Raw genomic sequence first — 21,692 nt, forward strand, 5'->3', positions numbered from 1 at the left:
TCCGGACGCGCCCGCCGCCGGGACTGGACAAGGCCGAAAACCGTCTGTCCGCCTCTAAAGAACGTCCGCGGACAATGCGGGCGGCCTGCGACCGACCCGACCCTGGCATTGCCGCCCGGTATGAGCGCCGGCTCAGCTCGGACGTCACGGGGTGAATACTGTGGATCGGCGTCGAAGCATGACCCCGGAACAAATGTAGCTATCTCTTTGTTCGAATTGCAGAAAATGAGATCGGGGGCGGGGTCACGGTCGGCGCCGATCGTGACCCCGCCCCGTCATCCAATTCAGGCGTCATCTCAATGGCTTAAGCCTGGCAGCGATAAGGGGTAACGCTTCGACGCCGATCCACACCGGGGGTGACGGTCGAGCCGCCACCTCGCCGTGGCGCACGCCCCCAGATCGGGGGGCAGCGACAACCCCGGGTACCCCGTCCATTTGACCCATTTCGGCGGTGTCGCGCGGCTGCTAACACGCGTGAGCAGCCCCATGCGGGCTGGCGGCAAAGAGGCCGGTATTGAACCAGCGAAGCGACGCTGCACACCAGCACATCGACCTGTCGGCCTGCGATCGCGAACCCATCCACATCGTGGGCAGCGTCCAGCCGCACGGCTTCCTGCTCGCCCTCGACGTGCCCGACCTCACGGTCGTCCAGGCCAGCGCCAACGCCCCGGCCGCGGTCGGCACCATGCTCGAAAGGGCCTTTCCCGAACTCGCCGCCCTCGTCCGCCGCTACCTCCAAGGGGCCGCGCATCAGGACGGCGCAGTCTACCTCCGCACCGTCACCCTGGGTTCCGGACGGGACGGCCAAGCCTACGAGGTCGCGGCGCACGGGGTCGACGGCCTCGTCGTGCTCGAACTGGAGGAGACCGACGACCTCTCGGGCGACGCCGGCCTCGATGCGCTGACGCCACGCTTGCGCGCCTTCGTCGAGCGCCTGCAAGCGGCGCGGGGCGTCGAGGATCTCTGCCATCTCCTCGCACAGGACATCCGCCACGTCACCGGCTTCGACCGGGCGCTGGTCTACCGGTTCGACCGGGATTGGCACGGCACCGTGCTCGCCGAGGACGGCAACGGCGTCCTGCCGAGCTATCTCGACCTGCGCTTCCCGGCCTCGGACATCCCGGCGCAGGCGCGCGAGCTCTACCGCCGCAACCGCCTGCGCATCATACCCGACGCCGGATACGTCCCCGTGCCGGTCCGACCGTCCGCCACGCCCTCCGGCAAGCCCCTCGACCTCAGCCAGTCGGTGCTGCGCTCGGTCTCGCCGGTCCACGTCGAGTACATGCGCAACATGGGCACCATGGCGTCCATGTCGGTCTCGATCCTCGTCGACGGGGCGCTCTGGGGCCTCGTCTCCTGCCACAACGAAGGACCGAGGCGGGTGCCGCTCCAGGCCCGCAACGCCTGCGACTTCCTCACCCAGATCTTCGCCCTGCAACTCTCGGCCAAGGTCCGCGGCGAGCAGGCCGAGCAGCGGCTCGCCCTCGGCGCGGTCCAGTCCCGCCTTCTCGCCTACATGGCCGAGGAGGAGAGCTTCGTCGACGGCCTGCTCAATCACCCCGACGACGTGCTCGCCCTCGTGAACGCCTCGGGCGCGGCGGTGGTGACGGCCGACCGCTGCAGGCTTCTCGGGGCAACGCCCTCCGAGCGCGAGGTGCGCGCCCTCTACGACTGGCTGTCGGTCGGCGACGAGGACGAGGTCTTCGTCACCGAGGCCCTGTCGGACGTGCTGGCGCGGGCGGAGGGCTTCGCCGACCGCGCCAGCGGCGTCCTCGCGATCTCCATATCGAAGAAGTACGCGAGCTACGTCATCTGGTTCAGGCCCGAGGTCGTGCGGACGGTGAAGTGGGGCGGCAACCCCGAGAAGGCCGTCCGGCCAGACCCCGCGGGCGGCCCGGACCGGCTGCATCCGCGCAAGTCCTTCGAGATCTGGAAGGAGACCGTGAAAGGCCGTTCCCTGCCCTGGTCCCTCTCCGAGGTCGAGGCGGCCAAGGATCTGCGCGCCTCGGTGCTGGGCATCGTGCTCCGCCGGGCCGAGGAACTGGCCGCCATGAGCGAAGAGCTCCAGCGCTCGAACAAGGAGCTGGAGGCGTTCTCCTACTCGGTCAGCCACGACCTGCGCGCGCCGTTCCGGCACATCGTCGGCTACTCGAATCTGCTCAAGAACAAGGAGGGCGCCAACCTCTCCGACAAGGGCCGGCACTACGTCGACACCATCATCGAGGCGGCGTTCTCGGCCGGGACCCTGGTCGACAACCTCCTGACCTTCTCGCAGATGGGCCGGCACGCCCTGAACAAGGTGTCGGGCGACCTGAACGCCCTGGTCGAGGAGGTTCGCCGCAAGGTGAGCCGCGACATCGCCCCCGACCGGACGGTCCGCTGGGAGATCGGGCCGCTCGGGCGGGTCCACGCCGACCCGGTGATGCTGCGCCTCGTCATCGAGAACCTGCTGTCGAACGCCGTGAAGTACACCCGCGGCAAGCCCGAGGCGGTCATCGAGGTCGGGCGCCTCCCGCCCCAGGACGGCGAGGCGGTGTTCTTCGTGCGCGACAACGGCGCCGGCTTCGACATGGCCTATGTCGACAAGTTGTTCGGCGTGTTCCAGCGCCTCCACCGGGTCGAGGAGTTCGAGGGCACGGGCATCGGCCTCGCCAACGTGCGCCGCATCGTCGAGCGCCACGGCGGCCGGACCTGGGCCGAGGGCAGGCTCGGCGAGGGCGCGACCTTCCACTTCACCCTGCCCACCCGGGAGGAGGCATAACCTGCATGGCCGGACTGAAGCCGATCCTCCTCGTCGAGGATAACCCGAACGACGTCGAGCTGACGCTGGCCGCGCTCGAATCGAGCCAGCTCGCCAACGAGATCGTCATCTGCCGGGACGGGGCGGAGGCCCTCGACTTCGTCTACCGGCGCGGGCTGCACGAGAAGCGACAGCCACAGGATCCCGCTGTGGTGCTCCTCGACCTGAAGCTCCCGAAGGTCGACGGCCTGGAGGTGCTCGCCAAGATCAAGGGCGACCCGGAGACCCGGGGCATCCCGGTGGTGATGCTGACCTCGTCGCGGGAGGAGACCGACGTTGTGCGCTCCTACAACCTCGGGGTGAACGCCTTCGTGGTGAAGCCGGTCGCCTTCGACGAGTTCTTCGCGGCCATCAAGGAGATCGGCGTGTTCTGGGCGCTCCTGAACGAGCCGCCGCCGCACATGGGAGGCTGGCCATCGAACGGGTGATCGGGGCCGCCGCCGGCCCCCTGCGTATCCTCCACCTGGAGGACAGCGACCTCGACGCGGAACTCATCGAGGCGGAACTCGAGAACCTTGGCCACCCGGTCGAGATCGAGCGCGTCATCACGCGCGACGAGTTCGCGGCCGCGGCCCAGGCGGGGCGGCACGACCTGATCCTGGCCGACTACGTCCTGCCGAGCTTCGACGGGGTGAGCGCGCTCGGCATCGCCCGCGAGCAATGCCCGGAGACGCCCTTCATCTTCTGCTCGGGCACGCTCGGCGAGGAGGTGGCGGTCGAGGCGCTGAAGAACGGCGCCACCGACTACGTGACCAAGCAGCGGCTCGACCGGATGCCCCGGACCATCGTCCGGGCGCTGACCGAGGCCAGGGCCCGGGCCGACAAGCGGGCGGCAGAGGCGGCCCTGAAGGCGCTCAACGACACGCTGGAGCTGCGCATCGGCGAGCGGACGCGCGAACTCGCCGAGACGAACGCAGAGCTGCAGCGCCAGATCGGCGAGCGGGAGCGGGCCGAGGAGGCGCTGCGGCTCAACCAGCGCCTCGAGGCGGTCGGGCAGTTGACCTCCGGCGTCGCGCACGACTTCAACAACCTGCTGACGGTCATCGCCGGCAACATCGAGTTCCTGGAGCGCGCCGTGTCGGACGACCGGTCGAGGCGCCGGCTCGCGATGATGCGCGGAGCGGCCGAGCGCGGCGCCAAGCTCACGGCGCAACTCCTCGCGTTCTCCCGGCGCCAGCGGCTCGAGCCGACCCCGGTCGGACTGAATGAGACGGTCGCCTCGATGCGCGACCTGCTGCAGAGTTCCATCGGCGGGGCGGTGCAGATCGAGACGACGCTCCAGGGCGACCTGTGGCCGGCGCTCGTCGACGCGACGCAGATCGAGCTCGTGATCCTCAACCTCGCCATCAACGCCCGCGACGCGATGGCGGTGGGCGGCCGGCTCACCATCGAGACCGCAAACATCGTCGTTACCGGCGCGCCGAGCCGGCCGGAGCAGCCCCAGCCCGGCGAGTACGTCATGGTGTCGGTGAGCGACACCGGGTCGGGCATGCGGCCGGACGTGCTTGCCCGGGTGTTCGAGCCGTTCTTCACGACCAAGGAGGTCGGCAAGGGCTCGGGCCTCGGGCTCGCGCAGGTCTTCGGGTTCGTGAAGCAGTCCGGCGGCGGCATCCGCATCGACACGGTGCTCGGCGAGGGCACCTCGATCAAGGTCTACCTGCCCCGGGTCGTCGGCGGCGCCGCGGCGGCGACCGAGAAGGCCACGCCCGTCGACTGCGCCCTGACGCATCCGCCGGGGAGCCGTCCGATGCTGCTCGTCGTGGACGACGACGCGGAGGTCCGGGAGGTCACCGTGACCCGGCTCTCCGAGGCCGGGTACGACGTGCGCGAAGCGGCGTCCGGGCTCCAGGCCCTGGCCGCCCTGGAGGCGGACCCGTGCGTCAATCTCGTCGTCCTCGATTTCGCCATGCCGGGCATGAACGGGGCCGAGGTCGCCATCGAGATCCGCAGGCGCTGGCCGGGCATGCCGGTGCTGTTCGTCACCGGCTTTGCGGACACCACGGGCCTGACGCAGGCCGGCGCGCGCGGCGCGGACTCGGTCGTCATGAAGCCGTTCCGGGACGGGGAGCTCGAACGCAAGGTCGCGGCCGCCCTCGCGACGCGGCCGGCGGCCGCCCTGCGCCTCGTCTCCGACCGGACGTAGTCCTGGGAGACGATGGACCCGGGCCGCTGCTCCGTCCCACGCGGCATCGGGTACGGGGCGGGGACGGACTTCGACCGTGCCCAGGGTCCAGATCGCGCGCCCGTCCTCCGGGGCTGCCAAAAGACGGCGGTGGCGCCCAGGGCTCCCTGGTGAGGTCGATCCTGCGGACCGGCGCGACGGCTCGGTCCGTGGTCTTCGCCGCGATGACCGGCCTGTGCAGGATGGGGCCGACGGTCCCGTTGGGTCCCCGGGAGGTGCCCGAATGCCGCCTTGAGCTCACGGACCTCGACGTGGCCTTCCTGCCCGGGGCGGAGGCCAGGCGCCCGGCGAGGGTGCCGTCCGCGTTCTCGACCCCACGCTTCCGCTCGCCTTGCTCCGGGAAGAACAGATCGCGCAGGATCGCGAACAGCCAGCGTGCAGGTTCGTCCCGATCCCGAAGCCGTCGGCCCTGGTCCACGCCCACACCGGCGTGTCCTGCATCAGCTCCTCGGCGCGGGTCGTGGCGTGCGTCGGCGTCAGGGCGAAGCCGCGCAGGGCCGACATCGCCGACAGGCGCGCGTCGCAGATGGCCGAGCCCGGCATCACCGCGCCGCGGGCCGCCAACGCGCGGTCGAACCTGTCGCGGGCGATGGAGAAGCCGGAGGGCGGCCTGCGGTATCCGTACGGAGGGGGCTCCGACGTCCCGGCGCCGTGCCGTAGCACCCCTGAAGAGGAGAGGACGTTGCCGTTCACGCAGGAGGCATGAGGGGTCGTGGTACATCTGTGATGTCCGGGACGGCGCCGTGCCCTCTTCGTCGCAGGCACAAAGCCTCGCCGTTGCGACTTACCGTTCCCAAGGCCTCCCCGTCTGTGGCCCTATCCCGATTTGAGCCCGACCGGATTGCCCATGATCCACACCGGCTACGACCCCGCCCTCGTCGCGCTCTCCATCGCCATCGCGGTGTTCGCCTCCTACACGGCGCTCGACCTGGGCGGTCGCGTCCGGGGCGCGCGTGCGCGAACGCGCTGGGCCTGGGTGGCCCTCGCCGCGCTGGCGATGGGCGGCGGCATCTGGGCGATGCACTTCGTCGGCATGCTCGCCTTTGAGATGGGCATGCCGGCCGCCTACGACCTCGGGATCACGGTCGCCTCGCTGCTGATCGCCATCGCCGCCACCGGCGCCGCGTTCGCCTGGGTCAGCCGCGCGGGGGCGGGGACGCGGGACGTCCTCGTCAGCGGCCCGCTGATGGGCGTCGGCGTGGCCGGGATGCACTACACCGGCATGGCGGCGATGCGGGTGCCGGGCAACCTCGCCTACAGCCTGCCCATCGTCACGGTGTCCGTCGCCATCGCGGTGACGGCCGCGACGGTCGCGCTCTGGCTGACCTTCCGGCAGAACAGTGTCTGGCAGAAGCTCGCCGCGGCCGCGGTCATGGGTCTCGCCGTCGCCGGGATGCATTACACCGGCATGGCCGCGGCGACCTTCACCGCCGAGGAGGCCGGCGCCCACGCCGCCCATGCCGCCGACGTCGGCCTGAGCCAGCAGATCCTCGCCCTCTACGTGGCAGGGGCGACGTTCACGATCCTGTTCGTTGCCATGCTCGCCTCGGCGTTCGAGCAGCAGCGGGTGCAGCGCAACCTCCATGTCAGCGAGGGGCGCTTCCGGGCCGCCGCCGAGGCGGTCGGCGACATCATCTGGACCGCCGACGCGCGCGGCGCGATGGTCGGCCCCCAGCCGTACTGGCAAGCCTATACCGGCCAGTCCGAGGCCGAGTGCCAGGGCACGGGCTGGGCGAAGGCGGTGCATCCGGACGACGTCGAGCACACGAAGGTCGCGTGGCGGGACGCTGTCGCAGCGAACCGGGGCTACGAACTCCGGCACCGCGTGCGTAACGGCGATGGCGAATACCGGCTGTTCGCCGTCAAGGGCCGGCCGGTCCGCAATCCCGACGGGACGATCCGCGAGTGGGTCGGCATCCACGCCGACATCACCGCGCGCGACGCGTACGAGATCGCCCTCAAGGAGGCGCGCGACGCCGCCGAGGAGCATAGCAGGGCCAAGAGCCGGTTCCTGGCCAACATGAGCCACGAGCTGCGCACGCCGCTGTCCGCGGTGATCGGCTACTCCGAGATGCTGGAGGAGGAGGCGGAGGAGCTCGGCCAGGACAGCCTCCTCAAGGACCTCGGCAAGATCAAGTCGAACGCCCAGCACCTGCTCGGGCTGATCAACGACGTGCTCGACCTGTCCAAGGTCGAGGCCGAGAAGATGCAACTCGACCCCGAGGACATCGACGTCGCCGCCTTCACACAGGACGCCGCCGGCACGGTCGATGCCCTGGTCAGGAAGAAGGGCAACCTCCTCGTGGTCGACGTGGCCGATGGCGTGGGCCTCGCCCGCACCGACGCGGTGAAGCTGCGCCAGTGCCTGTTCAACCTGCTCTCGAACGCCGCCAAGTTCACCGAGAACGGCACCATCACGTTGCGGGCCGTCCGCGAGGGCGACGGGGCCGGCGACTGGCTCCGGTTCACGGTGCAGGATACCGGCATCGGCATGAACGCGGAGCAGGTCGGGCGCCTGTTCGAGCGGTTCACCCAGGCCGATGAGAGCACCACGCGCACCTACGGCGGAACCGGCCTCGGGCTGGCTCTGAGCCGCGCCTTCGCGCAGCTGCTCGGCGGCGACATCACCGTCGACAGCGTCGAGGGCGCGGGGACGAGCTTCACCCTCCGCGTCCCGGCCGCGGCGCCAGAGCAGGCCGTCGAGGCGGCACCGGCGGCACCCGAGAACCACGTGGCGGTGGGCAACCTCGTGCTGGTCATCGACGACGAGGCCAGCCAGCGCGAGCTGATGACCCGGTTCCTCGAACGCCAGCGCTTCGCCGTCCGCACCGCGGGGGACGGGAGCACAGGGCTCGACCTCGCGAAATCACTCAAGCCACGGGCGATCCTGCTCGACGTGATGATGCCGGAGACGGACGGCTGGTCCGTGCTGGCCGCCCTGAAGGCCGACCCGGAGACCGCCGCCATCCCGGTCGTCATGATCAGCTTCGTCGCCGACGCGGCGCTCAGCGCCTCCCTCGGGGCCGTGGAGGCGGTGCCCAAGCCCGTGGACTGGGCGCGGCTGCGCACGATCCTCGACCAGTTCCGGGCGGCCGACGGCGACGTGCTCGTGGTCGACGACGATGCCGACATGCGCCACCGCCTCCGGACGGTGCTCGAACGCAACGGCTGGAGCGTCCGGGAGGCAGGCGACGGCCGCGAGGCGCTCGACCAGGTCCTCCACGGGGTGCCGCGCCTCGTGCTGCTCGACCTGACCATGCCCGTGATGGACGGCTTCTCGTTCCTCGACCGGCTCCGAATTCTGCCCGGCTGCGCCGAGGTCCCGGTCGTGGTGCTGAGTGCCCGGGACATCACGGCGGCGGAACGCGACCGCCTGTCCGAGGCCGATCGGGTCCTTCGCAAGGGCGACACCAGCCTGCAGGACATCGCCACCGCGCTGCGCAAGCTCGACAACCGCCAGACCGACGCCGGGGATGCGACCCCGGCGGAGGCCTCGTCGGGGATCCGATAGGCTCCGACCCGTAGTAGGGCACGGGATCCGACCCGCACGGCGGCGGAGGTGCCGATCCTCCGCGGGGGCGGCGTCGGACGGTCGCGACGACGGGTTCGCCCGGATGGGGGATGGATGGAACACGGTTTGGCGACGGCCGTCCTCTGCATCGTGGGCGGTGGCATCGCCGCCCAGGTGCTCGCCGCGCGCCTGCGCATCCCCGCCATCGTGCTGCTGCTCGCCCTCGGGTTCCTCGTCGGACCCGTGTTCGGCCTGCTGCACCCGTCCCGCGACTTCGGGGAGAACCTGCGACCCTTGATCGGCTTGGCGGTGGCCATCGTGGTGTTCGAGGGAGGCCTCGCCCTCGACTTCCGGGAGCTCAGGGCTTCCGGCGAGGGCATTCTCCGGCTCACCGCCTTCGCGCTGCCGGTCAACTTCGTCCTGGGCGCCGTCGCCGCCCACCTCATCGGCGGGATGTTGTGACCTTCCGCGGTGTTCGGTGCCATCCTCGTCGTGACCGGCCCGACCGTGATCCTGCCGCTGCTCCGTCATGCCCGCCTGGCGCGTCGGTCCGCGGCCTTCCTGAAGTGGGAGGCTATCGTCAACGACCCGGTCGGGGCCATCCTCACGGCGGTCGTCATCGAGATCCTGGTGGGCGTGCCACACGGTGCCGGCGAAACCCCGGCGGTCGCCCTGGCGCTCCACCTCGCCGAGGGCGTGCTGGTGGCCGGCGGCCTCGGCGTCGGCTTCGCGGTCGCAGTCGCGGGGGCGTTCCGGCGCGATCTCGTGCCCGAGACGCTCAAGACGCCGGTCCTGCTCGCGCTCGCCCTCGTCGCCTACGTCGTCCCGAACCTGCTCATGCACGAGGCCGGGCTGATCGGTGCGACCGTGTTCGGTATCGTTCTGGCGAACCGGCACGTGCCGGGCTTGGGGGAGTTGCGCCGTTTCAAGGAGGCGCTCGTCGTCCTGCTGGTGTCGTGCCTTTTCGTCGTGCTGACCGCCGACCTCGACCTCGGCGTCCTCGGCAAGCTTTCCCTGCCCATCCTCAGCCTCACGGTTGCCGTCCTGTTCGTGGTCCGCCCAGCCGCCATCTGGCTTGCGACGCTGGGCAGCGACTTGTCACGGCGAGAGCGTCTGTTCGTGGGCTGGATTGGCCCACGCGGCATCGTCGCGGCCGCGGTCGCCGGTCTGGCCGGGCCGCGTCTGAGCGATGCGGGCTATGCCGGCGGCGACCTGATCCAGCCCACCGTGTTCGCGGTCATCGTGGCCACGGTCATCCTCCACGGGTTCTCGTTGGGTCCGCTCGCCCGGCGACTGGGCCTGTCCACCGCGACCGAGGCCCAACGGATCGCCGTGGTCGGGGCGTCCCCCTGGGCGAGCGACATGGTCATCACGCTGCATCGCGCGGGCGTGCCGGTCGTGCTGGTGGATACCTACCCCGGCGCGCTGCACGCCGCCCGTGACGCGGGCGTTCCCACGATGCAGGCCGAACTCCTGTCGCGGCACGCCGAGGAAGGCTTGGCCGACCATCCCCCGGACCACCTGCTCGCTGCGACCCGGGACGGACTCTACAACGCGCTGGTGTGCACGAGGCTTGCCCCGGAGATCGGCCGCGAACGGGTCTACCAATTGGCGCCGTCGGCGGACCACCTCCTGCACGCGGACACAGGTGTCAGCCGGGATACCCGCGGCAAGATTCTCGGCGACGGCAAGATCGACTTCGATGCCCTGGCCGGGCGGCACGAGGCCGGCTGGCGATTCGACGTCGTCCCGGCGGACGCGGGAGCGCAGCCTGACGTGAATGCCCTGCTGATCATCAAGACGAACGGGGCGATCGAATTCCGATCGGTCGACAACGAGCGTGCCGCTCCCGACGAGGGTGACCGCAAGCTCATACTGACGGCGCCGAATGTCCCGTGCATCGGGAGGGGAGAAGACGTGTTGCCGGTGCCCGCCTGACGCGCGGTATCCGAACCGACATCGGACGAAGCGGGTTCGCTCTTGAGCCCGAGCCGTTCCACGACGTCCCGAGACGTTGTGGTGCGCCCCATAATTCCCGTCGCACGCAGGCCTGCGACTGCGGCGTTCCGCATCTGCGGACCGAAACGTCGCATTCCTGCCTGGCTGAGCATCGATTGGACCCTGCATGCACGCGCTGGATCCGCCGGTAGACGCTTCGATCGGAAGCGTGACCGCGAACGTCATGAGCCCATCGATCCGGCGGGTCGAACCTCTCTGGGCCATGGCATTCGATGCGGACGGGCGGGGGCGCTCAGTCCCGGCGGCCGAGGCTGCGCGCACCCGCGATGCATTCGGAGGCGGGTTCCTGTGGTTGCATTATGACTTGGACGCGGTCGACCTCGCGGCGGCGGCGGGCGCAGGCACGTTCGGTCCCATCCGGCTCGCCACCGCCGTGTTCGCGCCCGACGAGCACCAGCGCGTCACGGTCGCAGGGGACCATGTCGGGGGCGTCGTCGCCGACCTCGCCCGCCCGGGCGCCAAACCCGCGCCGGCCGGAAGGCTCCATTTCATCATGGGACCGCGCAGCCTCGTCAGCGGCCGCCGCGGACCGGTGGAGAGCCCGGACGTGACCCGCGCCGCGGTCGAGGGCGGCGACACCGTCACCTCGCCGACGTTGCTCCTCGAGACCCTGGTCAACCACGTCGTCTCGGCGATGGCCATCACCGGGCAGCGGCTCTCCGACGCGCTCGATGGAATCGAGGACCACATCCTCGATGGCCGACCCCGCGACGACCGGCGGCGGCTCGGGCCGGTCCGCCGCAACGCGGTGCGCCTGCACCGGCAGATTACCGGGCTCGCGGCCGTGTTTCACCGGCTGGAGACGGATGGGGCGACGGTCGACATCCACGGGCCAGCGGCCGCGGCGGCGGCCCGACTCGCGCAGCGCCTCGATGCGCTTGACCGCGACATGACCTTGCAGGCCGAGCGGGCCCGGCTTCTGCAGGAGGAGGTGTCCGAGCGCATCGCCGAGGCGACGAACAGGCAGCTCTACGTCCTGTCGGTGCTGTCGGCGCTCTTCCTGCCACCGACCTTCATCACCGGCCTGTTCGGGATGAACGTGAAGGGGCTGCCTTTTGGCGACGACCCACGAGGCTTCCTCGCCGTATGCGGCCTCAGCCTCGCGTCGGCCGTCCTGGCCTTCGGGGTGATCCGCTTGCTCGGCATCCGTCCACCCAGGGGATGAGCAGACCGGCCGCGACCGCTCAGACCGTGACCGGGCCGAGACGCGCCTGCTCCCGCCGATCGGGTTCAGGGGCCACGCCCCGCGTATGGCGTTGCGTGGCGATCGGAAGGATCGTCATGCGAGACGCGAAGCGATCAAGCGGCGTCTGGCCTCGGGACTCTGGCCGCCGATCGATGGCCACCGCCCTCGCAATCGCGGGCGAGCAGCACGGCGACGAGTTCGGCGAGGCGCGGCGGGAGGTTCGCGTTCTCGGGAGGCGCCATTCGCCCTGCCAGCACCCGGGCGACCTGACTGAGCGCGGGCCGGGCCTCGCCATCGTGGTGGTGGTTGCAAGGGATCATGGTTGCCGCCTTCGCGAACGCGGGTCATCCGACGGGCGCGGCCGGCGAAATGCTCGATGTGATGGATACTAGAAGAATAGCACCCAGCGTCGTTGGTTGCATCGCAGCGTTCGTGGCTTACCTGTCGAACAGGTTTCACACCCGACACCAAGAGGCCTTCGCGCGGATCGGAACAGCATTGCGCTCGCGGGCAGGTCGTCTCATCCGGCGTTGACCTCAGGGTCGGTCCTGATGCGACGTGCACGACCGGCGGTACGCATGGCCTCGGGTCGCAAGAGGGCGGGCCGCGCTCTTGTCCAGCGCCACCTTGATGGTCGCGCCCTCGCCCTTCACGTCCGGGCCGTCGGCGAGCTTCAGCGACTTGCGGAAGCGCTCGTCCTTCACCGACCGCGACACCGTTTGCCGGAGGCGGCGACGTCCGCCGTCCGCGTCATCGTGCACCGGTCGCATTCTGCCCGGTCGAGACGGCCTCGACCGTCCAGGGACCGTCTGCACCTCAGGTCTTCGGAACCTCCATGCCGCGCCCGACGGCGGGCCGCTCGCCGACCCGTTCCAGCCACGCATGCACGTTCGGCACGGAGCCCAGGGTGCCGGTCAGCGGCTCCTTGAGGAACGACGTGGCCGCCAGGGTCCAGGCGTAGCAGGCGATGTCGGCGATGGAGTAGTCCGCGCCCGCGAGGTAGGGCCCCTCGCCGAGCCGCCTGTCCATGACGTGCAGCAGGCGATCGGCCTCGTCGGTGAACCGCTTGATCGCCAGCGGCGCCTTCTCGTCGGAGCGTACCGCGAAGAAGCCGAGCTGGCCCAGCATGGGACCGAGGCCGCCCACCTGCCAGTGCAGCCATTCCAGGGCCTTATAGCGGGCCGGACCGGACGGGGCGAGGAAACGTCCCGTCTTCTCGGCAAGATACGTGAGGATCGCGCCGCTCTCGAAGACGGTTAAGGGACCGCCCTCCCCCGCGTCGTCGACGATGGCCGGGATCTTGTTGTTGGGCGAGATCCTCAGGAAGTCGGGGGCGAACTGCTCGTCCTTGCCGATGTTCACCGGCACGACCGTGTAGGGCAGCCCGCACTCCTCCAGCATGATCGGGATCTTGCGACCGTTCGGGGTCGACCAAGTGTAGAGCGTGATCATGCGCGTCCCTTTCGCGTTGCGGCCTCCGGCGGTCCCGGTCCCTATCGCAGGGTCGCGGATTCGCCGGGCTTCAGGTGGGGAGCGCCACCGTCGGGGCCTCCGAGGGACACGTGATCGTTCAGGCGTCCCAGGTGCTCGAAGACGTGCGCGAAGGCATCGGTCACGGCGTGCTCGAAGGAGCCGTCGCCCTTGCCCTGCGCCTCCTTGAGGGCGCTCAGCAGCGCGTGGTGCTTCTCGGTATCCTTCGACATCACGTTTCTCCCTGCCGGTTGCACAACCGGTTCGCGAAGCCAATCTGCCCGCTGCGTGCCGGTTCCCGGCGGACCTGGCGGCAACGCCTTCCATAGTGCAGGGGCGAGCCAGTCCCGGCGGCCCGGCGACCCACTCAGGCTCTGATGACGGGCATCCCGCCCGGGGTTATGCGGGGTCGGCCGCAGATTGAGCCCCAACGTAAGGAGATCCGCGCGTGGAGCGTGCCGCGAACCTCACCACGGACGACTTCCGCGCCCTCGCCGACGCGCTGCCCCAGATGACCTGGGTCGCCGAGCCGAGCGGCGACATCATCTGGTACAACCGTCGCTGGTACGACTACACGGGCACCACCCTCGAACAGATGCGAGGCTGGGGCTGGCGCGACGTCCACCACCCCGACCACGTCGAGCGCGTCGTGGAACGCATCAGCGAGGCTTTCCGCACCGGCGAGCCATGGAAGGATACTTTCCCGCTTCGCGGCGCCGACGGCGAATACCGCTGGTTCCTGTCGCTGGCGCAGCCCCATCGCGGGCCGGACGGCGCCATCCTGCGCTGGTTCGGGACCAACACCGACATCACCGAGCGCAAAGGCCTGGAACGCCGGCTCGCCCGTCACGCCATCGACCTGCGCCGATCCAACGAGGAGCTGGAGCAGTTCGCCTACGTCGCCTCCCACGACCTCAAGGCGCCGCTGCGCGGCATCGAGAACCTCGTCGGATGGATCGAGGAGGATCTCGAAGGCTCGCTGACCGGCGACGTCCAGACCAACATGGAGTTGCTCAAGAGCCGGGTGCGGCGGCTCGACAGCCTGCTCGACGACCTCCTGGCCTATTCCAGGGCGGGACGGGCCGACGCGACGATGGACACAATCGACACGAAGGCGCTCGTCGAGGAACTCGCCGTGCTGGTCAGCCCGCCCGCAGGCTTCGCCATTACGGCCGATGCGTCCCTGCCGACGTTACAGGCGGCCCGGGCCCCGCTGACCCAAGCCTTGCAGAACCTGATCGGCAACGCCATCAAGCACCACGACCGGCCGGCCGAGGGTCATATCTCGGTCGCGGCGAGGCCGGCGGGGGACGCGTTCGAGTTCGTCGTGACCGACGACGGGCCGGGCATCCCCGAGCAGTTCCGCGAGCGCGTCTTCGGCATGTTCCAGACGCTCAAGCCCCGCGACGAGGTCGAGGGCAGCGGCATGGGGCTGGCCATCGTGCGCAAGCTCGTCGATCGGCTGGGCGGCAAGGTCTGGCTTTCCGACGGGCCCGACGGGCGTGGTCTGGCGGTGCATTTCACGTGGCCGCGCGACGGCCGGAGGGGACAGGCGCATGGGCTCGACGGTTAACATCCTGCTGGTCGACGACGACGAGGTCGACGTCCAGGGGCTCAAGCGCGCCTTCAAGAAGAGCAAGATCGGCAATCCGATCACCGTCGCCCGCGACGGCATCGAGGCCCTGGAGATCCTGCGCGGCGAGAACGGGCATGCCAAGCTGCCAAGGCCTCACCTGATCCTGCTCGACCTGAACATGCCGCGCATGAACGGCATCGAGTTCCTGGAGGCGGTCCGCGCCGACGAGGACCTGCGTTCGGCGGTGGTGTTCATGATCACCACCTCGAAGGCCGACGAAGACCGGATGCGCGCCTACGGGCACAACGTCGCCGGCTACATCGTCAAGCGCGACCCGGCCAACACCTTCATGGAAGCGGTGGCGTTGCTGGAGCACTACTGGAAGGTCGTTGAGTTTCCTGCATAGTCCCACCGTGACGAACCCGACCCGCATCCTTCTGATCGACGACGACGCGGTCGACCGCGCGGCTGTGCGGCGGGCGCTCGCCAAGTCCGGCCTCGCCCACACGCTGACCGAGGCGGCCGGCGGCGAGGATGGCGAGCGCCTCGCCTCCGAAGAGACGTTCGACTGCATCCTGCTCGACTATCGCTTGCCGGGTGTCGACACGTTCGCGCTCCTGAAGACCCTGCTGGCGGCCGAGGGCGAGGCGCGGGCGGTGCTGATGCTGACCGGCGAGGCCGACCCGGACCTGGCGACGCGGCTGATGCGGGCCGGCGCGCTGGACTATCTCGACAAGGCCGAGGTCACGCCGTCCGGCTTGGCCCGGGCGATCCGCTTCGCCGAGGCCCGGCGCGCCTTCCAGGCGGAACTCGCCGCTGCCCGTCGCGAGGCGGAGGCGAAGTCGCTCGAACTCGACACGTTGAACCGGCAGAAATCGCTGCTGTTCTCGATCATCGCCCACGATCTGCGCAACCCGTTCCAGGCCCTCCTCGGCCTGTCCCAGGTCCTTGGAAAGGCCGTCGTGGCGCGCGACACCGCGTCCATCGAGCGCCGGGCCAACGGCATCCACGAGGCGGCGACGCAGGCCTACGCCCTGCTGGAGAGCCTGTTCTCCTGGGCGAGCCTGCAGATGGATACGATGGCAATCACCCTCACGGACGTCGATCTCGGCACCCTGGCCGGAGACGTCATGAAGGGAGCCGCCGAGGCCGCCGCCGACAAGGGGCTGAGCTTGGAAGCGTCCTGCGGCCGCACGGTGGTGCGGGCGCAGCGGGACATGCTCGCCACGGTGTTGCGCAACCTCGTCAGCAACGCGATCAAGTTCACGCTGCCCGGCGGCACCATCACGGTCGCCGCCCGGCGTGAGGGCGACGCGGTCGAGATCTGTGTCGCGGATACCGGCGTGGGCATGCCGCCCGGCAGGGTGGACGACCTGTTCAGGCTGGACCGGCGGACGACGACGAACGGGACGGCAGGCGAGCGCGGGAGCGGCCTGGGCCTGCTGCTGTGCCGGGATCTCGTCGAGCGCCAGGGTGGCGTGCTCGAAGTCAGGAGCGCCGTCGACCGGGGGACGACTTTCCTGTTCCGGCTGCCCGTATCCGGCACCGTGCAAGCTGCATCGTCCGCCACGGCGTCCTGAAGTTCCGATCAGAGCAGGCGTCGGAAGCCGGGTTTCCCGGCCTCACGCCTCGTGCCGACCTGCGAAACGCGGCCACGCGCGTCCCGTCAGCATTGCCGTCCGATCCAGTCCTTGAGCGGCTCGTCGTGGCGCCCTTCGCGGAACGTCCTCGGTCGAGGTCGGCGCCAGCAGCGGACCGTCGAAGGTCGAGACGTTGCCCCGGTGCAGTGCCGGGCGCGCGTCGAAGATCTGGAGGCCGCTCATCAGCAGGACGAGGCGGGAGCGCGCGCTGACCCGGTGGGTGACGCGTATCACGACCAGAGGCCGGCACATCCAGCGACCCTGCTCGACCGCGCCGAGATCGGGCGCAGAGCGTGTCGGGCAGGTGCGAGGCAAGCGGCACATCACCCAGAGAAAAAGAAGCGGGGACCCGAAGGTCGCCCCGCCTCCTGCGCGGAACCGCTTACATGCGGTTCATCATCATCTTCCGCTTCATCATCCGACGCTTCATCATCTTCTTATGCATCATGCGCTTCTTCATCATCATGCGCTCGCTGCTGCTCATGCGGACCTGGGTGATGCCGGCCGGGGCGGCCTGAAGACCGTTCGGTCCCATCGGGGCCGCCGATGCGGCGCCACCGAGCGCGAGGCTGCCCAGGACGGTGGCCGCGAGTGCGAGGGTCGTGATTTTCATTGAGCTTCTCCTGTACGAGAACGGTTTTCCCGATCGACGTAGTAGAAGGTGATAATCTTCGACTAAGTTCCTGTAAAAACTAATAAATTTCTCCCGAAGCGCGAGGCGCGGGCATGGCTCCACAGCGCGCGAAATTTCGGTCTCGCACGTCTTCAGCATCGGATTTTCGAGGGCCTGTACGGAGCGCAGGGCGCGCGGGTTTCAGGGGGCTGGGAAAATCCGGCGGAACGCGTGGTGCGGCCGGGCATTTCCGGCCATCCCGAACGGAGGCGATCACGACCGAGAGGACGGAGCACGGCAGCGCGACGGCCAGGAAGGCCGACGCCAAGGCCAGCCACGAGGGCAAGTCCAACCCACGCAAGTCCAGCCCACGCAAGTCCAGCCCACGCAAGTCCTCCTCGGCCCGGGCCGAACGCGGGAAGAAGGTCGGAAAGGGCAGGTCGACGCGCGTCTCTTGGCATGGGGCATTGATGAACCCCTCGATCATGCCCAAGCAGCTTGGCGACGGCGGGGCGGCGGCCTTGGGACGCGCGACGACGCCCGCGATCGCACGCCGGGACCGGCCTGCACCTGTCAAATCGGCGTGTCTGTCCACGATGCCGCTATTGTCGTGTTGTGGACAGACGGTCGCCATGACAAGTGGAGGGCCGGGTGCCGCCCCGGCCCGCTGGTCGTCGTCCTCATGTCTTCGCGCAACCTCATCCCCGTCGAGGGCAACCTGCTCCTCGACGCCCTCGACGCGCGGGACGGCGCGCTCCTGGCCCCGCATCTCGTGAGGGCCGAGTGCGCGCGCGGGACGGTCCTGTTCGAGGTCGGCGACGACGTCTCGCAGGTCACCTTTCCCCTTGATCGCACTGTCACCACCCTGGTCGTGCCGCTGGCCGGGGACCGCACCGTCGAGACCGCCACGGTGGGACACGAGGGCGCCATCGGGGGCGTCGTCAGCCAAGGCTACCTGCCGGCCTTCACCCGGTGCGTCGTCCAGATCGAGGGCGCGGTCCTGCGCATGGACGCTGACCGGCTGCGCGAGGCGAAGGGGGCCTCCCCCGCCTTGAACGACCTGTTCGTGCGCTACGCGGACTGCCTGCTCGCGCAGGTGCTTCAGTCGGTCGCCTGCAACGCCACCCATCCCATCGAGCAGCGCGTCGTGCGCTGGCTGCTGGCGCTGCAGGACCGGCTCGGCACCGACGCGCTGCCGGTGACTCAGACCGTGCTGGCGGCCATGCTCGGCGTCGGACGCAGCTACGTCAGCGGCGTGCTGGGCACCCTCCAGGACCGGGGGTTGATCGTGGTCGGCCGGGGACGCATCCACCTGCTCGACCGCGGGCGCGCCGAGGCGGCCTGCTGCGAATGCCATGCGCGCGTCAGGCGGCATTTCATGGCCGTCATGGGCGCCGTCTCGACGGAGCACGGCGAGATCCTCGCGGTGGACGTGACCCCGGATGCCGCTCCTGCCCAGCACCTCGAACCCTTTGCGCACGGCCCGCGGGAGGCGGCCCGATGACCGCGACCGCACCGCTGCCCCACGGGACGCTCGACCGTGAACGACTGGACGCACTCGCGTCCTACGAGATCCTCGACACGCCGGCCGAGCCCGGCTTCGACGACGTCGTCGACCTCGCCCGCTTGGTGTGCGGGACGCCGGTCGCCCTCGTCAGCCTAGTGGCCGGCGACCGGCAATGGTTCAAGGCCAGGGCCGGCTTCGAGCCCTGCCAGACGCCCCTGGACCAATCCGTCTGCGCGCACGCCCTGGCGCAATCGGAGACCCTGGTGATCCCGGACCTGACGCGGGACGAGCGAACGCGCGACAACCGCCTCGTCACGGGAGCCCCGTTCCTGCGCTTCTACGCCGGGGCGCCGCTGGAGACACCCGCCGGCGAGCGGCTGGGCACCCTGTGCGTGATCGACCACGCGCCCAGGCCGGAGGGACTGACCCCCGAGCAATCCGCGGCGCTGCGCAAGCTTGCCGGCCAGGTCATGGCGCAACTGGAGCTGCGCAGGGCGCTGAGGTCCCGCGACGCCGCCATCGACAAGCAGCGCCTCACGATCCTGCGGCACGGCGCGCTGGCCGAGGCACAGGCGGCGGTCTCGCTGGCGGGAGGCGACCTCGACGCCATCCTCGACGCCGTGCTCGCTGGCGCGATCAAGGCGGTGCCGCGGGCGGAGGGCGGCGCCATCGAGATGCGCGAGGGCGAGGAACTCGTCTATCGCACGGTCCGCGGCAGCCTCGCCGGACACGGGGGATTGCGGCTGCCGCTCCGCGGGAGCCTGTCCGGCCACTGCCTGCTCACCGGGGAAGCGGTTTCGTGCCCCGACGCGCTCCTCGACGGACGGGTGAAACGCGACGTGATCGCCCCGCTCGGGATGCGCTCGGCCCTGTATGTCCCGATCTCGCGCGGCGGCACGGCCATCGGCGTGCTGAAGCTTCAATCCGGCGAGACCGACGCCTTCTCGGACGGCGACTTTGAGGCCGCGCGCCTGTTCGCGGGCACCGTCGCCGCCGGCTTCGCCGAGGCGGGCGAGGCGGACGCGCGGCGCAGCGTCCGTGCGAGCCGGGACCGCTACGAGGCGGTGTTCAACAGCGCCATCGACTACGCCATCATCGTCATGGGTCTCGACGGGCGCGTCGACGACTGGAACGAGGGCGCCACCCGCATCCTCGGCTGGTCGCCGGCGGAGATGGTCGAGCGGCCGGCCGACGTGTTCTTCACGCCCGAGGACCGGGCCAACGGCATCGCGGCCAAGGAGATGCGGGCCGCGCTGGAGCACGGGCGCGGAATCGACGAACGCTGGCACCTCCGCAAGGACGGCACCCGGTTCTGGGCCAACGGCGAGATGATGGCGCTGCGCGACGAAGCCGGGGAAGCCATCGGCTTCCTCAAGATCCTGCGCGACCGCACCGAGCAGCGCAACGCCGCCGCACGCCTCCAGGACAGCGAGGCGTTCCTGCGCAGCGTGCTCGATTCCTCCGCCGACTGCATCAAGGTGCTCGACCTCGACGCCCGGATCGGGTTCATGAACGCGGGCGGCCAGCGCGTCATGGAGGTCGACGACTTCGACGGCGTCGCCGGAATGGACTGGACCGCCTTCTGGGACGAGGCAGGCAAGGCCGAGGCCCGGGCGGCCGTGGAGGCGGCCTCGGCGGGTGGCGTCGGGCGCTTCACCGGCCCCGCTTGCACCATGAAGGGCACGCCGAAATGGTGGGACGTTCAGGTCACCCCGATCCGGGACGTGGACGGCGCGGTGGCGCGGCTGCTCGCCGTCTCGCGCGATGTGACCGCCAACCGGCAGGCCGAGCAGGCCCTCGTCGCGAGCGAGACCCGCTACCGCGACCTCTACGACAGCATCGACGCCGGCTTCTGCGTCATCGAGGTGAAGCTCGACCCGGCCGAGCGCCCGCTCGACTACCGCTTCATCGAGGTGAATCCGTCCTTCGAGCGCCAGTCCGGCCTCCGGGACGTCCACGGCAAGTGGATGCGGGACCTCGCCGGAGGCCATGAGGCGCACTGGTTCGCGATCTACGACCGCATCGCGCGCGGCGGCGTCCCCGAGCGTTTCGAGCTCGTGGCGAGCGCGCTGGGAAACCGGTGGTTCGATGTCTACGCCTATCCCTTCGGTGAGCCCGGCTCGCGGCAGGTCGCGGTGCTGTTCAACGACATCACCGCCCGCAAGCGAACGGAGGACGCGCTCCGGGCGAGCGAGGCCAGCCAGCGTTCGATCCTGGAGACGGTGCCGGTCGGCATCCTGCTCGCTGAGGCGCCGACAGGGCAGATCGTCGGCGGCAACGCCCGGATCGAGGAGATCCTCGGGCATCCGGTCCTTCGCGTGCGGGACGTCGCCGCATACGGCGAATGGACCTCCTTCCACGCGGACGGCGAACCCGTCCGCCCGGAGGAATATCCGCTGGCCCGGGTCATCACGGGGGATGTCGAGCGCTCACAGTTGCAGGTGCGCTACCGCCGCCCGGACGGCACCGACGTCTGGATCGACATCGCCGCGGCGGCCATCCGGGGTGCGGACGGGGCGCTGACGGGCGCCGTCGCCGCGGTGTCCGACATCGACGCGCGCAGGCGGGCCGAGGAGCAGCGCGACCTGCTCAACCACGAGCTCAGCCACCGCATGAAGAACCTGCTGGCGATGGTCCAGGCCATCGCCGCGAACACCCTGCGGGGCGCCACCGACGTCGACGCGGCGAAGGAGGTGCTGGCCGACCGTCTGATCACCCTCGGCAAGGCCCACGACCTCCTGCTCGGAGGCGCCGCCGAGCACGCCGCCATCGAGCCGGTGGTCCGTGGCGGCGTCGGGCTCCAGGACGACGGCTCCGGACGGATCGTCTATCGGGGACCGGCGGTCGAGATCGGCGGCAGGGCCGCCCTCGCCCTGGCGCTGATGACGCACGAGCTCGCGACCAACGCAGCCAAGTACGGCGCACTCTCGACGCCGGACGGGCGCGTCGACGTCGAATGGTCCCTGGCCGGAGAAGACGCGGACCCCGTCCTCGCCATCTCCTGGTGCGAGCGGGATGGTCCGCCTGTCGTGCCCCCGTCCCGCAAGGGGTTCGGCTCACGCCTGATCGAGCGCGGCCTCGTCAGCGCCGTCGATGGCAGGATCGCCCTCGCCTACCCGCCCGAGGGCGTGCGCTGCGTCGTCGAGGCACCGCTACGCAATTTCCAGGACGTGCATTGACCTCGCGCT

Annotated in this window: 16 protein-coding genes and 1 pseudogene; 12 read left to right on the plus strand and 5 right to left on the minus strand. The window is 70.1% G+C overall.

The genetic code is table 11. From position 1 onward, the window contains the following. Nucleotides 1-514 precede the first annotated feature (514 nt). The 7 genes and pseudogenes from AAHG09_RS14680 to AAHG09_RS14710 all read left to right on the plus strand — a co-directional run bounded on the left by AAHG09_RS14680 (nucleotide 515) and on the right by AAHG09_RS14710 (nucleotide 11,677). Entirely contained in the window at nucleotides 515-2,761 is a 2,247-nt protein-coding gene (locus tag AAHG09_RS14680; protein ID WP_342108088.1) for an ATP-binding protein, read from the plus strand. A 5-nt stretch (nucleotides 2,762-2,766) separates the two neighbouring features. Further along, entirely contained in the window at nucleotides 2,767-3,228 is a 462-nt protein-coding gene (locus tag AAHG09_RS14685) for a response regulator (RefSeq protein ID WP_342108089.1), read from the plus strand. Then, nucleotides 3,225-4,943, plus strand: coding sequence for a response regulator (locus AAHG09_RS14690; RefSeq protein ID WP_342108090.1), 1,719 nt, complete (start codon nucleotides 3,225-3,227; stop codon nucleotides 4,941-4,943). The genes AAHG09_RS14685 and AAHG09_RS14690 overlap by 4 nt, the downstream gene beginning before the upstream one ends. Nucleotides 4,944-5,313: 370 nt before the next feature. Next, a complete protein-coding gene (locus tag AAHG09_RS14695; RefSeq protein ID WP_342108091.1) occupies nucleotides 5,314-5,688 on the plus strand; it encodes a hypothetical protein in 375 nt (124 codons plus the stop codon). 141 nt (nucleotides 5,689-5,829) lie between these two features. Beyond that, complete coding sequence (locus AAHG09_RS14700; protein ID WP_342108092.1) at nucleotides 5,830-8,493, plus strand: MHYT domain-containing protein; 2,664 nt, start codon at nucleotides 5,830-5,832, stop codon at nucleotides 8,491-8,493. A 114-nt stretch (nucleotides 8,494-8,607) separates the two neighbouring features. Beyond that, nucleotides 8,608-10,431, plus strand: a pseudogene (locus tag AAHG09_RS14705) (cation:proton antiporter). A 229-nt stretch (nucleotides 10,432-10,660) separates the two neighbouring features. Next, nucleotides 10,661-11,677 (plus strand): CorA family divalent cation transporter, encoded by a 1,017-nt coding sequence (locus AAHG09_RS14710; protein ID WP_342108093.1) that lies wholly within the window; start codon nucleotides 10,661-10,663, stop codon nucleotides 11,675-11,677. 134 nt (nucleotides 11,678-11,811) lie between these two features. Here the strand turns inward: AAHG09_RS14710 and AAHG09_RS14715 are convergent, their stop codons facing one another. The 4 genes from AAHG09_RS14715 to AAHG09_RS14730 all read right to left on the minus strand — a co-directional run bounded on the left by AAHG09_RS14715 (nucleotide 11,812) and on the right by AAHG09_RS14730 (nucleotide 13,401). After that, on the minus strand, nucleotides 11,812-12,018 hold the full coding sequence (locus AAHG09_RS14715; protein ID WP_342108094.1) for a hypothetical protein: 207 nt from the start codon (nucleotides 12,016-12,018) through the stop codon (nucleotides 11,812-11,814). Between the two features lie 216 nt (nucleotides 12,019-12,234). Further along, nucleotides 12,235-12,459, minus strand: coding sequence for a hypothetical protein (locus AAHG09_RS14720; protein ID WP_342108095.1), 225 nt, complete (start codon nucleotides 12,457-12,459; stop codon nucleotides 12,235-12,237). A 55-nt stretch (nucleotides 12,460-12,514) separates the two neighbouring features. Beyond that, the gene (locus AAHG09_RS14725) at nucleotides 12,515-13,150 is read right to left on the minus strand and encodes a glutathione S-transferase family protein (protein ID WP_342108096.1); all 636 of its coding nucleotides are present in this window, start codon (nucleotides 13,148-13,150) and stop codon (nucleotides 12,515-12,517) included. Nucleotides 13,151-13,191: 41 nt separating this feature from the next. Then, complete coding sequence (locus tag AAHG09_RS14730) at nucleotides 13,192-13,401, minus strand: hypothetical protein (RefSeq protein ID WP_342108097.1); 210 nt, start codon at nucleotides 13,399-13,401, stop codon at nucleotides 13,192-13,194. Nucleotides 13,402-13,616: 215 nt separating this feature from the next. On the opposite strand from AAHG09_RS14730, the gene AAHG09_RS14735 reads away from it, so the two are divergent. The 3 genes from AAHG09_RS14735 to AAHG09_RS14745 are packed head-to-tail and all read left to right on the plus strand — an operon-like array spanning nucleotide 13,617 to nucleotide 16,324. Next, nucleotides 13,617-14,741 carry a sensor histidine kinase gene (locus AAHG09_RS14735; RefSeq protein ID WP_342108098.1) on the plus strand — a complete coding sequence of 375 codons (1,125 nt, stop codon included), beginning with the start codon at nucleotides 13,617-13,619 and terminating at the stop codon, nucleotides 14,739-14,741. After that, nucleotides 14,725-15,150, plus strand: coding sequence for a response regulator (locus AAHG09_RS14740; protein WP_342108099.1), 426 nt, complete (start codon nucleotides 14,725-14,727; stop codon nucleotides 15,148-15,150). Before AAHG09_RS14735 ends, AAHG09_RS14740 begins: the two co-directional genes overlap by 17 nt. Continuing rightward, on the plus strand, nucleotides 15,134-16,324 hold the full coding sequence (locus AAHG09_RS14745) for a hybrid sensor histidine kinase/response regulator (protein WP_342108100.1): 1,191 nt from the start codon (nucleotides 15,134-15,136) through the stop codon (nucleotides 16,322-16,324). Before AAHG09_RS14740 ends, AAHG09_RS14745 begins: the two co-directional genes overlap by 17 nt. 442 nt (nucleotides 16,325-16,766) lie before the next feature. On the opposite strand, the gene AAHG09_RS14750 is transcribed toward AAHG09_RS14745, so the two are convergent. Further along, nucleotides 16,767-16,997 (minus strand): hypothetical protein, encoded by a 231-nt coding sequence (locus AAHG09_RS14750; protein WP_342108101.1) that lies wholly within the window; start codon nucleotides 16,995-16,997, stop codon nucleotides 16,767-16,769. 682 nt (nucleotides 16,998-17,679) lie between these two features. Between AAHG09_RS14750 and AAHG09_RS14755 the strand changes: the two genes are divergently transcribed. Both AAHG09_RS14755 and AAHG09_RS14760 read left to right on the plus strand, forming a co-directional pair. Beyond that, the gene (locus AAHG09_RS14755; RefSeq protein WP_342108103.1) at nucleotides 17,680-18,501 is read left to right on the plus strand and encodes a Crp/Fnr family transcriptional regulator; all 822 of its coding nucleotides are present in this window, start codon (nucleotides 17,680-17,682) and stop codon (nucleotides 18,499-18,501) included. Continuing rightward, complete coding sequence (locus AAHG09_RS14760) at nucleotides 18,498-21,683, plus strand: PAS domain S-box protein (protein WP_342108105.1); 3,186 nt, start codon at nucleotides 18,498-18,500, stop codon at nucleotides 21,681-21,683. The genes AAHG09_RS14755 and AAHG09_RS14760 overlap by 4 nt, the downstream gene beginning before the upstream one ends. The last annotated feature ends 9 nt before the right edge of the window (nucleotides 21,684-21,692 follow it).

The sequence above is a fragment of the Methylobacterium guangdongense genome (assembly GCF_038442355.1).
Classification (GTDB): Bacteria; Pseudomonadota; Alphaproteobacteria; order Rhizobiales; family Beijerinckiaceae; genus Methylobacterium; species Methylobacterium guangdongense.

Excerpts from the sequence above, each read along its gene's own strand:
- AAHG09_RS14725 (WP_342108096.1), bottom strand. The coding sequence starts at position 13,150 with ATGATCACGCTCTACACTTGGTCGACCCCGAACGGTCGCAAGATCCCG.
- AAHG09_RS14700 (WP_342108092.1), top strand. The coding sequence starts at position 5,830 with ATGATCCACACCGGCTACGACCCCGCCCTCGTCGCGCTCTCCATCGCC.
- AAHG09_RS14755 (WP_342108103.1), top strand. The coding sequence starts at position 17,680 with ATGTCTTCGCGCAACCTCATCCCCGTCGAGGGCAACCTGCTCCTCGAC.
- AAHG09_RS14750 (WP_342108101.1), bottom strand. The coding sequence starts at position 16,997 with ATGAAAATCACGACCCTCGCACTCGCGGCCACCGTCCTGGGCAGCCTC.
- AAHG09_RS14685 (WP_342108089.1), top strand. The coding sequence starts at position 2,767 with ATGGCCGGACTGAAGCCGATCCTCCTCGTCGAGGATAACCCGAACGAC.
- AAHG09_RS14760 (WP_342108105.1), top strand. The coding sequence starts at position 18,498 with ATGACCGCGACCGCACCGCTGCCCCACGGGACGCTCGACCGTGAACGA.
- AAHG09_RS14730 (WP_342108097.1), bottom strand. The coding sequence starts at position 13,401 with ATGTCGAAGGATACCGAGAAGCACCACGCGCTGCTGAGCGCCCTCAAG.
- AAHG09_RS14715 (WP_342108094.1), bottom strand. The coding sequence starts at position 12,018 with ATGATCCCTTGCAACCACCACCACGATGGCGAGGCCCGGCCCGCGCTC.
- AAHG09_RS14740 (WP_342108099.1), top strand. The coding sequence starts at position 14,725 with ATGGGCTCGACGGTTAACATCCTGCTGGTCGACGACGACGAGGTCGAC.